This window comes from Actinomyces sp. HMSC075B09 (assembly GCF_001812395.1).
GTDB lineage: Bacteria > Actinomycetota > Actinomycetes > Actinomycetales > Actinomycetaceae > Gleimia > Gleimia europaea.
Window position 1 is genome coordinate 147272 of sequence record NZ_KV808743.1, and the last position, 14560, is coordinate 161831.

A 14560-nucleotide genomic window follows, 5' to 3' on the forward strand; every position below is an offset into this window, starting at 1 on the left:
GCTCTCCATACACCTCTATCTTGCCGCCGTGCAAAGCTACGTCCTCACGGGCAATAGACAACCCCAATCCCGTACCGCCGGTTGTTCGCGTGCGTGCCGGATCCGCACGGTAAAAGCGTTCAAACACGTGCGTGCGCGTCTCCTCGTCCAAACCAACACCGAAATCACGCACCCGCACCGAAGTAGCGTCAGGATCCGATCCAACCTCAACCTGCACCGGGCCACCTTCAGCGTGCTCAATCGCATTCACCAAGAAATTACGCAACACCCGCTCCATGCGGCGGCTATCCGCCTCGGCCACATTCCTACCCTCGCCAGAAATGACCTCTACCTGCACCCCAAGTTTGTCCGCAAGCGCGCGATTCGCATCCACAACTTTTTGCGCCAGCTCCGTGAAATTCACGTCATCAAGTTCCAGCGATGCAGACTTTGAATCGTAACGCGAAATCTCTAGCAGGTCCGCCAGCATTTTTTCGAAACGATCCACCTGCTGGTGAAGTAGCTCCGCCGATCTAGCTGAGATCGGGTCAAACTCTTCACGGCTGTCGTATAGCATCTCTTCTGCCATACGAATGGTAGTCAAAGGGGTACGCAGCTCATGCGAAACATCCGACACAAAACGCTGCTCCAGCTTCGACAGCTCATCATACTCCGCAATCTTGTCAGCCAATGAGGACGCCATGTCGTTAAACGCGCGCCCGAGCTGCGACATCTCATCCACGCCATCAGCACTCACACGCACACTCAAATCACCATCAGCCAGCTGCGCGGCCGCCTCCGCGGTTCTACGAACCGGCCTAAGCAGACGATAAATCATGTAAATGAGGCCCGCACTAAACAGTAAAATCACGGGCACCGACCCTATTACCAATGTGCGCATGAGCATCGAGATAGTTGCTTGATCGTCACTGAGCGAATAAACGGTGTACAGCTCATACTCACCTGCGAGCGGTAGCGTCACGATATCGCCCACAATGATGCCCGGGCTTGGCTTGCCAATACCGTTATCAATCTCGATCGACTGGTAGTACGGACCACCTCCATCGGACGTCATCTTGCGCATTTGTGGCGTAAGCGCATCAATCACACTGCTATCGATGAGGTCATTAATCGCAAACGTTGCCGAAGCGCTGGGTGCCCGCAGTAGCATCGTGCCAACTGCACCCGCACCCGTGGCCGAGGATCGCAGCGAGGAAATCAACTTGTGCGCCAGATCTTGAACCTGATCCGGAGTGGTAGCAGTGGACTGGTCAAACGTGGACTGCGCCTGTGCTAAACGAACCGTGGCATCATCAAGAACCTGCTCACGCCGCTGCTCGAAAACCTCCGTGCGCACCTGAAACGTCACCGCCACAAACAGTAGCGACAATAGGGTCAACATGAGCAATGTCATGCCAACCGCAACCTTTAGCGACAAGGACTTGCGAATAAACAGAATAGGACGGGCATCTTGGAACACCCGCACCAACTTGGAGTCGCTCGCCGCCATCAACTACGCCGGTGTTCCACCCGCACGGTAGCCCACGCCCCGAACGGTCACGATGAGCTCCGGATGCTCCGGATCGCGTTCTATCTTCGCGCGCAAACGCTGCACGTGCACATTAACTAGGCGGGTATCCGCAGCATGCCGGTAACCCCACACGTCCTCTAGTAGCTCCTCGCGAGAAAACACCTTCCACGGCGCCTTCGCCAATGCCACAAGCAAATCAAACTCAAGCGGAGTCAGAGCAATGGGGGCGCCGCCACGCGTCACCTCGTGGCCCGGAACGTCGACCTCCAGATCACCGACCTTCAATACCTCATCGACGTGCTCATCACGGCCTCGCAAACGCGCCTTCACCCGCGCCACGAGCTCCTTTGGCTTGAACGGCTTAGGCACGTAATCATCCGCACCTGCCTCTAGGCCAACAACCACGTCAGTCGTATCCGAACGCGCGGTCAGCATCACGATAGGCACGTCCGACTCAGCTCGGATCTCCTTACAAATCTGGATGCCGTTCTTGCCTGGTAACATCACATCCAACAAGATCAAATCCGGATTGACCTGGTGGAAAACCTCAACAGCTGTCTGGCCATCATGACAAAAAGCGGTCTCGTACCCCTCGGAAGAAAGTACGAGGCCAATCATCTCTGCCAAGGCAACATCGTCGTCCACGACTAACACGTTCGCACTCATATAACGATATTGTCACGACGCCTCGAATTTTTCACGCATTAGAAGCGCTGGCGCGTTAGTGTGATGAGTCTCCATCTTCTACTCCGCCATCAACCACCCGAAAGTTCGCGCGCCGATTCTTAACACGCATAGACTCCGGCTTAACAGAGGGAGGCTGCGGCGCAGGGTTCTTACGGGGTGCGGGGCGATTCCCCACCTTGCGCACAAGATCTGCCAGCGCCATCAGATCGTCCGGTGAAGGCGGTGCGGGCTCAAAATTCGTAGCCAGGCGAATCACCTGCCAGCCGCGCGGGGCCGTGAAATTGTTAGCGTGCATTTCACAAAGCTCCATGGTTCCGGGCTCTCGCGAAGGAGAAAGCGGCCCCAAAACCGCGGTGGCCTCGGAATAGTCATAAGTCAAAGTAGCCACCGCAGGCTCGTTACAAGTGGTCTTACTACACGCACGCATCGCATTCACACCTCCAAGAATAGGAGAACTACAGCACTTGTACTACCTGTCCACGCGGCAGGTGGGTAAAGTAAGCCCCATGCGCCAAACTAGAAGACGCCGTGATCGGCATGGACGAGGAAGCCGCGGCCCCCTTTTTGTTCCCGGCATTCCCGCACGGGCTAACTGGCGCGAATCTTTTGACCAAATCGTGGCGCTACAAGTAGGTGAAATCACTGCGCGCCACCCCGAACTTGCACGCATCGAAATTGGCATCGATGAAGTTCCAACCTCAAACCCGGCCTCTTGGGAGCACCACTCCGTGGTCTTGTGCCGCACATTCCCCGAAAACCGGCTCGCGCGTCTTGCACCCCGTCTCGTGCTCTACCGGCTCCCCATTCAGGCTCGAGCAGGGCGCGTATCCGTTCGCCAAATGGGATCCCCCTTGCATGCCCTCGTGAGAGGACTGCTGGTAGAAAATCTATCCGCACTCAGCGGCCTTTCCATGGAGGAAATCCACGGCGGCCCCATTGAGGACATCTAGCGCCAACCGGTATCCGACGCGGTTGCTAACTGAACCGATTGGCCGTTTAACGCGGGGCAATGAAGCGGAACGTAGGCGTTCCTGAAGTGGAATCTTGCAGCGCAATAGCAGAAATCAGATTACCTGAGGTAACCTCGGAAAGCGCATTGACCGACGCGTGGATGGGGGCATCAGCATCAATCTTTAGATCCGATCCAGATACGGCCTGGCTGATCACATGCCCGGCTGCAAGGCTGATTTCCTTGCCGTTCACACGCACCGCGACGTCCTCATCACTGGAATTGGACAGGAAGAGAGTGTAAGAAACCCCGGACGCCGCGGGAAGAGGCTCGTGGTAGGTCGTTGCCGCATCTGCGGGCATCCACACGACGCGATCAGCTAGCGCCTTGCCGTCCTGATCCTTCTTACCGGTCATGTAGCCCGATGCGGAAGCCAGCACGGGCTCATTTGACTCGACGAGCACGCTAGCGTATTCATCCTCGATACCATCGAGATTTAGCTGGAACACCGCGCCGGGGTCAATCACCACGTCATTGCCACCGGGAAGCGGTGCCCTACCCTTCTGCGAGAGCACGCTGAGAGTAACCTGTGCTTCCTCTTCTCCCACGTTTTGGAGGCGAAGCTTCGGCTCCTCCAGCCCCTTCACAACTCCGGATATGAGAGCAGTTTTGGTTGCAACCCCCGATCCGGAGACGTGGTCGAGGCCGCGAGGGGTGAGGCCCGCGGTGCTGATAGTGCGGATCGTTGCGGCCACGCCCGGGCCGGACGCCTGCACCTGTACGCCCAGGCGTTCCTCGTCGGGGAAGAAGGCTGCCAGGTTCACCGTCTCAATTGAGCCTGCCCGCACGGTGAATGTGGGTTCACCCTCAACCGGACCAATGCTCGACCACCCGCGCAACGTAACTTCGGAGGCCTGCTTAGACGGGTTCATGACCGTGAGCAATGCGGCTTCACCAACCGTGGTTGCACCCACGTTAAACCAGGAATCATTACGAGCCGTCTGGCACTGATCGAACACTAGGCCGCGCACATCCTCGGTATTAATTTGGCCCAAAATAGCCGAAGGCGCTTTGCTTTCTACCGTGGAATGCACAGATAGGCCGATCGGATTTTTCGATTCAAATTCGATGCCGCCTTCACCTTTTGCGCCCGCGATCTCCTTGCCCGTTACGAGGTCTACGGCTCGAGTCAGTTCAACGCCTGAAATATCGGCAACGAACACCTTAGTGGGGGTCTTGTCGCCGAACTCAGTTTCGATACCCGCTGCGCATGCGAGTTCATAGGTCTGGTCGGGTAAGGTCACGACCTCAGAAATTTGGCGGCCAACGTCCTCGCCAAAATCGATGCTGGACTGCGCAGTTGCCACCAAGCCGAGCGCAACCACGGCAAGCCCGCCGGTAAGTGCGGCGCCACCGGCCCGGGCGGCTGAGCGCGCTGACCATTTACGCTTCATTTTGGCGCCTCCTTCTACGGATCGGCGCACCCGCAATCAGCAGGCTCACAACCGAAAGAGCGCTAAGGACCCACCAGATAGGCATCCATTCAGCATGGTACGCAACTTTGACCACGCCGTTCGCTCCGTCCAGTTTGAATGCCTGCTGCCAACCGTGGTCTGCGACGTCCAGCAACTGGGCACCAACCGTGGCTCGCCAGTTAGCATCGGCACGTTCTGACAGCACCAGCGTAGCTCCCGGGCCATATTTGTACTTTGAAAGATCTACGGACGCACCAACTAGACCGGAAGGGACGGGCGTGACTTTTCCTGAATCGTCAATATACATGCGAGCCGGCTCTAGACCCGAGGGGCGCATTCGCCACAGAAGTCCAGCTTCAGATTCACCCGCTCGCTCTAGGTACTCATTCGAATCGAGAGCCGTCTGAGCCGCCGTGTAAGAGGTTCCCTCCCCTGACAATGCGATCTGATCCACTGCGAAGCCAAGCAGGCCCGTTGGCTCAGCATTGTTCAGGACTTCGGCTACCGCGCGGGAGAAGTCAGCATCCGCTTCATCGGGATTTGCCAGCGCCTGGGCTACCTCACCTTGCGGGAGATACTGCATGTTGATCGCGTCTTCGAGGCGGAACCGCGGCGATGAGTCCCCCAGTTCAACGCCGTCACCACGGCGGAGTTGTGCCTGCACTCCCTCGTCATTTACATGCATCACGAGGAAGCGAGCGTGGCGCGGGTAATCCTGAGCGTACTGCGCGGCGGCAGGCGTCTCATACTCTGGCGCAGCTGTGATAGCGCGCGGACGCGCTCCATCAACCGTTATTCCTGCAGCCCATACCGCAACCGGGGTTAGCGCAACCACTACTGTCAAAACCAGGCCCGCTGCTGCAAGCGGCCAAACAACCCGTTCAAGGGCGCTTACACGCGACTTGAGAACAGGTACGGGCGTCGCATCTTGTACCTCAAGATGTTCGGTTTCGGACTCGTCCGGTTTGATTTCGTCCACGGATTGCGCTGCGTCCACCTCAGATTGCTCGACATCAGCCTGGGCAACCTGAGCATCAGTCTCGTCTAAGACGTCTTTCTTGGGTGCGTTCTGCTGCGAACGCTCCTTGGCTTTCAAGCGACGCTTTGCGGCTACGTCAAGGCGCCGACGCGAACGGTACGAATAGAGGCGCTCTTGCAGAACCAGAGGACTCAGCAGGCCCGACCACGCAGCAATCATGCATATGCCCGCAATGGACAGAGCCGGTCCTGGCCAAGCAGCAACCAGAGTCCCGTCATAGGCGATGACCGTGCGGGCTGCCACAATCGCGATGATGAAAGCGATTGTACCTGTCAGGAAGAAGAAGCGGGTGCGCAACCAAGTGCGGGAAAAGTTCACAAGAGCAAGCATCGCACCCAGGACGCACAGAACGCCGGGAGCCAGAGCCAGCCAAACGCCCACGCTACGCGGATCCAACACCAGGTTTTCCGGCAGGCCGAGCACACTCAGCCAAGTTGGTGGGGCATCAAAAGCGAGTGGACGACCCGAATCGGCAAGCAGGAATCGGAGCGCTCTTGTTCCTCCGATCTGAACGGCCGCGATCCACGTGGGTAGCATGATCGCCAGGGGTGGCATAGCTGCGAGTAGCGTCAGTTTCCATTTGCGAGGCCGCACGAGCAACTGCACGATCGTAAACAGTACGAGCGCCAAACCTGCCCATGGTGCGGCGGCAACCACCACCACGAGAGCAGCTGACGCGAGCGCGGCGTAACTGGTAGCCAAAGCACGATCTTGCACCTCTAGTTCACCGTCTTGCGCGCCGCGGATCCGCAAAGTGGCGCCCAGGCTCAGCATCCTCATCCACCCCAGGAGTACCAGCGGAACAGCCACGTGCACCATCACTGCTGCCATACGCCCATCAGACCAGGACAGCAAGAAAGTGGGAAGCGAAATCCAGATGGTTGCGAACGCAAACCGCCAAATCGGCCGGTGTGTGAGCGTGCTCGTAGCCCAGAACATAGCGAGCCAAGCCGCCAGCGGAGCTAGTAGCCAAAAGCCCACCAGCACGTTTTTGGGGCCGATACCGATTAGAGCAAATGGGGCAGATAGAAGCGCCCAGACCATGAGTAGCGGATCGCCAGGTCCCACAGCTCCCGCGCCACCAACAACCCAGCCGGCCCACGCCTCGTGCCACAGTTTTGTAAAGGAGGTCGGCAGATTTGCCCAAGCTCCACCCGTTATACCGTTCGTGAGCCCGCTACTAGTAAAGAAAATTGCCACAAGTAATAGCAACGCTCCGACCCCAGCGGCGACGTTTGATGCAATCTTATGTTCGCGAAGTAACTTAGCTGCTACCGGTTCAAGGACTTCAACGGGCTTAGGTTCGCGCTCTCGTTTAGCCAGCGTGCGCTTGGCCTTTGTGATGGTCAGGTTTGATTCCTCGAGACTCGCGAGAGCTTTCGCAGGAACCTTACGAGTGCGGGCCAAGCGCAGACGCGCTGAGATCGCCTGAGGAATCCTGCTAAACGCCCGCGCAAAGCCAACCAGTTCAAGCCAGGCCAGGTCAGGTTGTTTGGTAAACAGACGCATAAGTGCGCGCAGAAGCGTCCAAAATGGGAGCGAAACAAGCATTAGGACGAACAGGATAGGTGGATTCGCAACCATCGCGTTGTACAGTTGCGCGCCGCGCCGCAAGCCGAACGAACGGTTAACGTCCGCTTCCTCACCCTCACGGACATCCCGGTAACTGCCACGCGCGTGCGCGATCTTTGCCCCAGGAGCAACCACCGTACGGTATCCGAGTTGGCGGGTGCGCCTACACAGTTCAAGGCCGTCGCCAAACGGCCCTAGCACAGGATCTGGCCCGCCGGTCAGTTCCCACACCGCTGCTCGAATCAGCATGCCAGCCGTGCCAACCGCAAGCACATCCGAATCTGAATCATGCTGGCCCTGGTCAATCTCGCCCGGCATCAAATAATCGAGGCGGCGGCCCGAACGAGACGCCCGCACCCCCACCTCAAGCAGGCGATCCGAGTCAGACCAGGCCACCTGTTTTGGCCCAACAATGCCTACGGTTAGGCCGCGAGCGCCCTCGGCAATAAGATTCGCAAGAGCATCCTCAAAAGGCGCGCTATCGTCATGCAAAGTCCAAAGCCACTGGGCCTGCACTATTGAAGGATCCGCCGATACCGCCTCGCGAATCGCATCACCAAAGTTATTCGCGCCCGGCGCGTCGATTACCTCAACACCGTCAACCGCGGGGAATGATTCTTTACCAACGCGCACCAGCACAATGCGCTCAGGCAGATGGGACTGCCCCAAAACCGCGTCAAGAGTGCGCCGCAAGAACGGCGAATTCGCGGGGGAAACAATTAGTGCTGCAACGCTTTGGTCAGCCACTTAGAAGCCTTATACTGCGCGGCGCTTAAGCCGGCGGCGTTCGCGCTCCGACATTCCACCCCAAATTCCAAAGCGCTCATCATTTTGCAGGGCATATTCAAGGCACTGAGCGCGCACTTCACAAGAAGCGCACACCGCTTTGGCCTCCCTAGTAGAGCCGCCCTTTTCCGGGAAGAAAGCTTCGGGATCCGTCTGCGCGCAAAGAGCCTGCTCTTGCCAAGCGAGAGGACCGTCATCAAGGTACGCGCTTTCATCAAATGAAAGCGGTCCTTCACCGAGAATATTCCACACGGTCTTCCCCTCACTTAGATATCGTCTTAATGAATTACACGCGTGTTATATACAATAGTCAAACCGTATGGTGTATGGAAAGTCTTTGAGAACTTTTCCACTCGCCTGAGCGCTCATTTTCGTTTGGTATTGCCCACACCGGCGTCAAAATTCGCGTTTTTGCGCAGATGAGGTCTGCGCCCCTCCTATGCTCGACTTCCCCAGCGTATGACTTCCAGCTATGCCTGTGAGAATCTAGGATCATGCTTGACCCTAACGTTTTGACCTGGATGGAATCCACGCCCTCGGCCGTACTTACTTGGTACTCACAATCTGGACGCCTTGAATTTACCGGCCCCGTCATGGCACGTTGGCTTGCAAAAACTGCGAACTACGTTGACGAGGTGCTCGGCGGAGAACAACCCGGCGTGGCCCTAGCGCTTCCCGCCTCTTGGCGAACCCTGGTCTGGGTCACGGGAGCAGGACTTGCGGGAGGGGACGTATCCATCACTGCCGAGTCTGACCTTTCTAGTTTCGACATTTTCGTAACCAGCAACGAGGACGAGGCCCGCGCAGCCGCCGCCGACGATCCAGGCCTCATCGTATTACTGCAGGACTTGGGCATGATGGCCCTGGAATGGAGCGGTGATCTGCCAGATGGTGTATCCGACGCGATCGCAGAGGTGGGTAGCCAGCCCGACGGCCTTGCTTTCGCTGGAGCCGTTCCCGCACGGCTACCCCAGGGCGAGCCTAGCCCCTCCCTCGAGGCCGGTAACCAGCCTGTAGTGGTGTGCGGCGAGCCTTACATCGGCTCCATCTGGGAAGCATGGCGCCTGCAACGACCAGCAATCTGGATCCAACCCGGCTTGGACACCGACGCAATAATGGCGCAGGAAAACCTCGTCTAGCTTTCCTGCGCCTACGCGCCGCGCTACTGCTACCTCAGTTGGAACTGGCTACGGCTTCGCATATGACCTAGCTAAATGTCAGCTACGGTCCGCTTACGCGGATGGAACACCAGTCCTTTCAGGCCGGCCTTCACGAGGCGAAGCTTGAGCGGCAGCGGAATCTGGCGGCCTCGCATTTGTTTCAGCATGCTCTCCCCAATCTGGGCGACCATGGCAGGGTTTCGTAGCGACCATGCGGCCGACACTTGGTTGCGCACACCGTATTCGAACTTCCAAATGTTCGATTCGTTGACCTGCCCGTAGTTCACGCCCAAGTTCTCTGCCAACAGGTGATCAACCTTCGAGCTGGGCACGTAAATGCCAGGACGGAACTTAGACAGACGCGTGGTGTACTCGGAGTCGTCGTACCAGATGAAGTACTCGCGGTAAGGCAGGCCAACTTCCTCCACACCCTCACGCGTCACGAGGCAGGATACGAAAGAACACGACTTCACATCCACGTGGTTCTCCCCATCAATGAGGGGGCGCACCCAGTCCCACACGGTTTCAGGCGAGTTCATCTCACACATGCTGCCGTCCGTCCAAAGCACGCTAGAGCAGGCAAACGATGGCATCGCTCCACGGCGCTTTGTGGCAGCGTCAAGACCTGCGAGCAGTTCTTCTAAGGCTTCAGGCTGCGGAACCGTGTCGTCATCCATCAACCAGAACCCGTCAAAGCCGCGCTTGTATGCTTCTTCGATGCCAAGCGTGAAACCACCCGCACCTCCCGTATTGTTAACGGAGGTAATGACAGCGTGAGGACGCTTCCACTCGCGACCTAGCAGATACTCGCGCGTGTCGTCAGTAGAGGCGTTGTTAATAACAAGGATTTTGTCAACAGGCCGGGTTTGGGCCTCCAGTCCCGCGATTGTCTTCTCTAACAGCTCACGGCGATTGAATGTAACAACTACAGCTGCGACTTTCACTTCGCTTCCCTGCTTTCTTGCGCGTCGAGTTCCCTCATGATTTGCGCGTAGTGGTTTTCAAAGAATGTTGTTGCTGACTCTAGGCTACGAAGACTGTCGAGTCGGCTACGCTGCTCTGTAGCCAGTCTACGCACGAACTCGGCGTCGGATACCAGGCGCGGGAACAGGTGCCTGGCCGCTTTGAAGAATGCGATAGGCTCGCGTGGAAGTAGCGCGCCCCGAGCGATGACGGTCTGCTGTGATCCAACATCGGTAGATACCACCAGAACGCCGGCCGCGTCTGCCTCGATTGTAGTTAGAGTTAGGCCCTCATTTTCAGACGTGATTACGAGGACATCGATATCGTCAAAAAAGTCTGCAACCGGCCCCCAAGGGCGACGCTCAATGGCGGCATCGAGGCGCATACGGCGGATTTGTTTCGATACGATCTCTTCGAGTTCGCCATCGCCCTGCATAACAAACTCGAACTGCCCGGGATAGCGTTTGTTCAGGTATGCGGCGAGCGCAACGAACAGAACAGGCCTCTTTTGCGGAGATAGGCGGCCCAAGAATCCGAGGCGAAGCGGACGGTTTGTTGGCAACTCAACTGACCGCGGCTGAGCCTGATCAGAGGTGAATGTCGTGAGCGGACGGTATACGACATTCGCCGAGTCGACACCGCCCTCACGGTATAGGCGTTGCAACTGCGGGGAGATCACGTGATGCAGAGCCACGTATGCTCGCGCACCGATCGAGGCTGACACGAAGCCGCCACCGCGGTGCTCAGAAATATGCGTGCTGTCTTCAATGCGCACGCCCGGGTAAAGGGACTTCACCAGCGGGATCATACTGTAGGCAAAAATCGAGTGGTGAATGTGGATGCGGCCGGGCCTGTGCGTAGCCATGATTTCAGTGACGAGGGCCGGCCAGTTGCGCCGCGGCACAGCCTGGTCAATCAGGTAGACAAACCGCGACATTGACGAGGCGAGATTGAGTTGCCGCTGGGGCGCACACCGGTCAAAAGTGAAGATCAGGTTGAATCCGGCGGCTTTGGCGATGCGGGCCTGCTCCCACGCCCACGCTTCTGCTCCCCCGGACTCCGCCCAGTGCATGGCGATCCACATGGTTTTCGAGTTGAGGTCTCCTCCGGCCTCGCCCGCACGCGTCATAGCTGGCAAAACCTGCGGCTTGCGTCCGCGCCCGTGCGTGTTGCGATACTGGCGATACACATCGAGCGTGAGGGGCGCCGCGTGGTAGACCTTCGTGTAGGTCTTCGCAACGAGTGCGGCCAGCTTGGAAGTGTTGAGCTCCATCTTGAAGTTAGCTGGCTTGCCTACTAGCTCCGCGGTAGGCACTGCCATCATGATGCGTTCAAGCGGAACGTCGGTTCTGCTTTGTGCGGTGATGACGCCCACCTCAGCGCCATCCTCGTAAACATGTTCGAAGGGTTTTTGAAGCTCAGCCGGGTTGGACATGGGCTCCACATCTCGACAACTGAGGACAACCTCAATCCGTTCGTGAAGTAAAAGCAAGGGGCGAAGCGCACTCTCAATCCATGCATCATCGAGCCGGCCGAGGATGTTCTCACCCTCTTCGCTGAGCATGACGGTGAACTTATATGCGGGGAAAACGTCGGCTAGCCGCGCTGCTAGCTCCTCGCTATTTTTGCTCACTACGCATCCTTTCAATCGCTTCGTCCACAGTGCCATCAACAACAATCTTGCCTTTTTCAAGCAAGATACCGCGGTCGCAAATATCTGCGATCATGTCGAGGTCGTGGCTAACAATCACAAGCGTGGTGCCAGCGGCTTTCATTTCTTGCACGCGGGCGAGGCACTTACGTTGGAACGGTTCGTCACCAACTGCGAGGATCTCATCAACGAGGAAAATGTCCGGGTCGGTATGCACAGCAACGGAGAATGCGAGGCGCAGGAACATGCCGGAGGAATAGAACTTAACCTCGGTGTCAATGAACTTCTCGATTTCCGAGAATGCCACAATCTCGTCGAACGCTTCCTCAACTTCCTTCTTGGACATGCCGAGGATAGCGCCGTTCAAGTACACGTTCTCGCGGCCCGTGAGGTCGGGGTGGAAACCTGCACCCACCTCGATCAGGCCCGCCACCTTACCGCGCACGCCAACGTAGCCGGAGTCCTCGCGTAGCACGCCAGAGATCAACTTCAAACAGGTGGATTTACCCGAACCGTTATAGCCCAGTAGCGCAACCGTGTCCCCCTCGTTCACGGTAAAAGACACGTCGTCGAGTGCGCGGAACCGTTCTGAAATCTCAGAGCGTCGCCCAGTCATGGACCAGACGAGGGTTTCTTTCAGCGTGTGGGTGCGTCGGATAATGAACTCTTTGCGAACGTTCTCGACCTTCACCACAGGGCGCGGCTTGTGACTGTTATTCTCCGTAGCCATCAGAGCTCCTGCGCAAAACGGGGGTCAAGTTTTCTAAACACAATCTCGCCAACCAGTAGCGTCACAACTGCAGACACGCCCGCAATGATGCCCCACATGAACATGTCGGGAGGTCGCGTAGCTGCCTCTTGCATCATCGTTGGCTCCCAAAAAACAATGTGGAACATTTCCACGATTGGGGTCAGAGGGTTCAGTTGATACAGCTTCCACAACCAACCATCACCAAGGAAGTTGTAAACCATCTCCCACTTGTACAGCACTGGCGACGCCCATGTGGTGACCATGAGGATGAGTTCAACGAAGTTTTCAGCATCTCGATAGAACACGTTGAGAGCGCCCATCAGAAGCCCAACGCCAAGGCCGAAGATAGTTAGAACTAAGAACACGTAGATAAAAAGCCCCAATTCCATGAGGCCGGGCCTCCACCCAAAAATGAGGGCGCCGCTGGCAAGGATCACCAGCTGCGGCACAAAGTGCACAAACGCTACCCACGTGGATGCTACCGGGAAAAGTTCGCGCGGCAAGTAGATTTTCTTAACTAGTGGAGTGTTCCAAACTACCGAACGAGTGTCGTTGTTGAATATCTCAGCAAAGTAGTTCATCGCAACAACGCCAGCAAACATGTAGATCACGTAGTTTTCAATGGCGCGATCCATGCCCATGAACTTGCCGATAGCCAGGTAGAACACGAGGAACTGGACTGCTGGTTTCGCGTAGCTCCACAGCATGCCCAGAACGGAACCGCGGTAGCGTACCCGCAGCTCCTTGTGCACAAGAAGAGAAGCGAGGAACCGCTTATCGAATACTTCCAGTAGTCCTCGTGACCGTCCAGGCCTTACGAACTCGTCAGTGGATGTGGTCAAACCGGCTCCTAGTTCTCACCGTCAAGCAGTGGAGCAAGCTGGTTGTCCCACATCGATAGTGCAGAGGCAATGGCCATGTGCATGTCCAAGTACTTGTAGGTTCCCAGACGGCCCCCGAAGAACACCTTATCTTCGCCATCCATTAGCTCGCGGTAACGGGCCAGACGCTCGCGGTCCTCGTCTGTATTGACCGGGTAGTAAGGTTCTTCGTCTCGGCTTGCAAAACGCGAGTATTCGCGCGCGATAACGGTCTTGTCAGCCGGATATTGTTTTTCTCGCTCGGGATGGAAGTGGCGAAACTCGTGAATGCGAGTGTAGGGAACGTCCTCGTCTCCGTAGTTCATGACGGAGGTTCCTTGGAAGTCGCCAGTGTTCACAACTTCGATTTCGAAGTCGAGCGTGCGCCAGGTGAGGTCGCCTTCGCAATAGTCGAAGTAGCGGTCTAGCGGGCCCGTGTACACTACGGGAACCTTGCCAACCACCTTGTCTTTAGACAGCTCGTGGGAGTTGTCAAAGAAATCGGTATCAAGGAAGACATCGATCAGGTCATCGTCTGCCATTCGTTCCAGCCAAGCGGCGTACCCATCCGTGGGCAGGCCTTCATAGGTGTCGGAGAAGTACTTGTCGTTGTACGTGTAGCGCACGGGCAGGCGCGAAACGATGGAGGCCGGTAGCTTCTTCGGATCGGTCTGCCACTGCTTGGCTGTGTACCCCTTGAAAAATGCCTCAAACAAGGGGCGCCCCACCAGGGAAATACCCTTGGATTCAAAATCTTTAACGTCAGAGTCAGCAACTTCAGCGGACTGCTCTTTAACCAGTGCACGCGCTTCATCGGGTGTGTATGCAGCGCGGAAGAACTGGTTAATAGTGCCCAGGTTTACAGGCATTGAGTACACCTCGCCGCCGACCGTGGTTTTCACGTGGTGAACGTAGTTTGTGAATGAGGTGAAGCGGTTGACGTACTCCCACACGCGTTCGTTAGACGTGTGGAATAGGTGCGCGCCATACTTGTGGACTTCAATACCCGTTTCAGGATCAGCCTCGGAATAGGCGTTTCCGCCGATGTGGCTACGACGCTCCAAAAGCGCAACTTTGAGGCCGCGCTCTTCTGCGCATTGCCGCGCAATTGTTAGGCCAAAAAGGCCCGATCCCACAACTACAACGTCATATTTCAA

13 protein-coding genes are annotated in these 14560 nt (G+C 57.0%); 2 read left to right on the forward strand and 11 right to left on the reverse strand.

Annotation, left to right across the window (positions count from 1 at the left end; all coding sequences use genetic code 11):
- The 3 genes from mtrB to HMPREF2854_RS08215 all read right to left on the reverse strand — a co-directional run.
- The coding region (gene mtrB / locus HMPREF2854_RS08205; protein ID WP_070621194.1) for an MtrAB system histidine kinase MtrB at nucleotides 1–1489 on the reverse strand (1489 nt) is incomplete at its 3' end.
- A gap of 3 nt (nucleotides 1490–1492) precedes the next feature.
- The gene (gene mtrA, locus HMPREF2854_RS08210) at nucleotides 1493–2176 is read right to left on the reverse strand and encodes an MtrAB system response regulator MtrA (RefSeq protein WP_070621195.1); all 684 of its coding nucleotides are present in this window, start codon (nucleotides 2174–2176) and stop codon (nucleotides 1493–1495) included.
- A gap of 55 nt (nucleotides 2177–2231) precedes the next feature.
- Nucleotides 2232–2624, reverse strand: coding sequence for a DUF3499 domain-containing protein (locus HMPREF2854_RS08215; protein ID WP_034506701.1), 393 nt, complete (start codon nucleotides 2622–2624; stop codon nucleotides 2232–2234).
- Nucleotides 2625–2703: 79 nt separating this feature from the next.
- Between HMPREF2854_RS08215 and HMPREF2854_RS08220 the strand changes: the two genes are divergently transcribed.
- Entirely contained in the window at nucleotides 2704–3147 is a 444-nt protein-coding gene (locus HMPREF2854_RS08220; RefSeq protein ID WP_070621242.1) for a metallopeptidase family protein, read from the forward strand.
- Between the two features lie 46 nt (nucleotides 3148–3193).
- Here HMPREF2854_RS08220 and HMPREF2854_RS08225 read toward each other — a convergent pair whose 3' ends face one another.
- From HMPREF2854_RS08225 to HMPREF2854_RS08235, 3 genes are read right to left on the reverse strand one after another with little or no spacing between them, the layout of a single operon-like run.
- A complete protein-coding gene (locus HMPREF2854_RS08225) occupies nucleotides 3194–4600 on the reverse strand; it encodes a DUF5719 family protein (protein WP_070621196.1) in 1407 nt (468 codons plus the stop codon).
- Nucleotides 4590–7979: a glycosyltransferase gene (locus HMPREF2854_RS08230; RefSeq protein ID WP_070621197.1), complete on the reverse strand. Its 3390-nt coding sequence runs from the start codon at nucleotides 7977–7979 to the stop codon at nucleotides 4590–4592. The genes HMPREF2854_RS08225 and HMPREF2854_RS08230 overlap by 11 nt, the downstream gene beginning before the upstream one ends.
- Nucleotides 7980–7988: 9 nt before the next feature.
- Nucleotides 7989–8270, reverse strand: a complete 282-nt coding sequence (locus tag HMPREF2854_RS08235; RefSeq protein WP_034506413.1) for a WhiB family transcriptional regulator — start codon at nucleotides 8268–8270, stop codon at nucleotides 7989–7991.
- A 242-nt stretch (nucleotides 8271–8512) separates the two neighbouring features.
- Here HMPREF2854_RS08235 and HMPREF2854_RS08240 point away from each other — a divergent pair, with 242 nt between their 5' ends.
- Nucleotides 8513–9157 (forward strand): TIGR03089 family protein, encoded by a 645-nt coding sequence (locus HMPREF2854_RS08240; protein WP_070621198.1) that lies wholly within the window; start codon nucleotides 8513–8515, stop codon nucleotides 9155–9157.
- A 71-nt stretch (nucleotides 9158–9228) separates the two neighbouring features.
- Here the strand turns inward: HMPREF2854_RS08240 and HMPREF2854_RS08245 are convergent, their stop codons facing one another.
- Genes HMPREF2854_RS08245 through glf form a run of 5 tightly spaced genes read right to left on the reverse strand, consistent with a single transcriptional unit; the run spans nucleotide 9229 to nucleotide 14560 of the window.
- On the reverse strand, nucleotides 9229–10122 hold the full coding sequence (locus tag HMPREF2854_RS08245; RefSeq protein WP_070621199.1) for a glycosyltransferase family 2 protein: 894 nt from the start codon (nucleotides 10120–10122) through the stop codon (nucleotides 9229–9231).
- Nucleotides 10119–11774, reverse strand: a complete 1656-nt coding sequence (locus HMPREF2854_RS08250; protein ID WP_070621200.1) for a glycosyltransferase — start codon at nucleotides 11772–11774, stop codon at nucleotides 10119–10121. Before HMPREF2854_RS08250 ends, HMPREF2854_RS08245 begins: the two co-directional genes overlap by 4 nt.
- Nucleotides 11761–12522 (reverse strand): ABC transporter ATP-binding protein, encoded by a 762-nt coding sequence (locus HMPREF2854_RS08255; protein ID WP_070621201.1) that lies wholly within the window; start codon nucleotides 12520–12522, stop codon nucleotides 11761–11763. Before HMPREF2854_RS08255 ends, HMPREF2854_RS08250 begins: the two co-directional genes overlap by 14 nt.
- The gene (locus tag HMPREF2854_RS08260; RefSeq protein ID WP_070621202.1) at nucleotides 12522–13385 is read right to left on the reverse strand and encodes an ABC transporter permease; all 864 of its coding nucleotides are present in this window, start codon (nucleotides 13383–13385) and stop codon (nucleotides 12522–12524) included. The genes HMPREF2854_RS08255 and HMPREF2854_RS08260 overlap by 1 nt, the downstream gene beginning before the upstream one ends.
- Before the next feature lie 8 nt (nucleotides 13386–13393).
- On the reverse strand, nucleotides 13394–14560 hold the full coding sequence (glf, locus tag HMPREF2854_RS08265) for a UDP-galactopyranose mutase (protein WP_070621203.1): 1167 nt from the start codon (nucleotides 14558–14560) through the stop codon (nucleotides 13394–13396).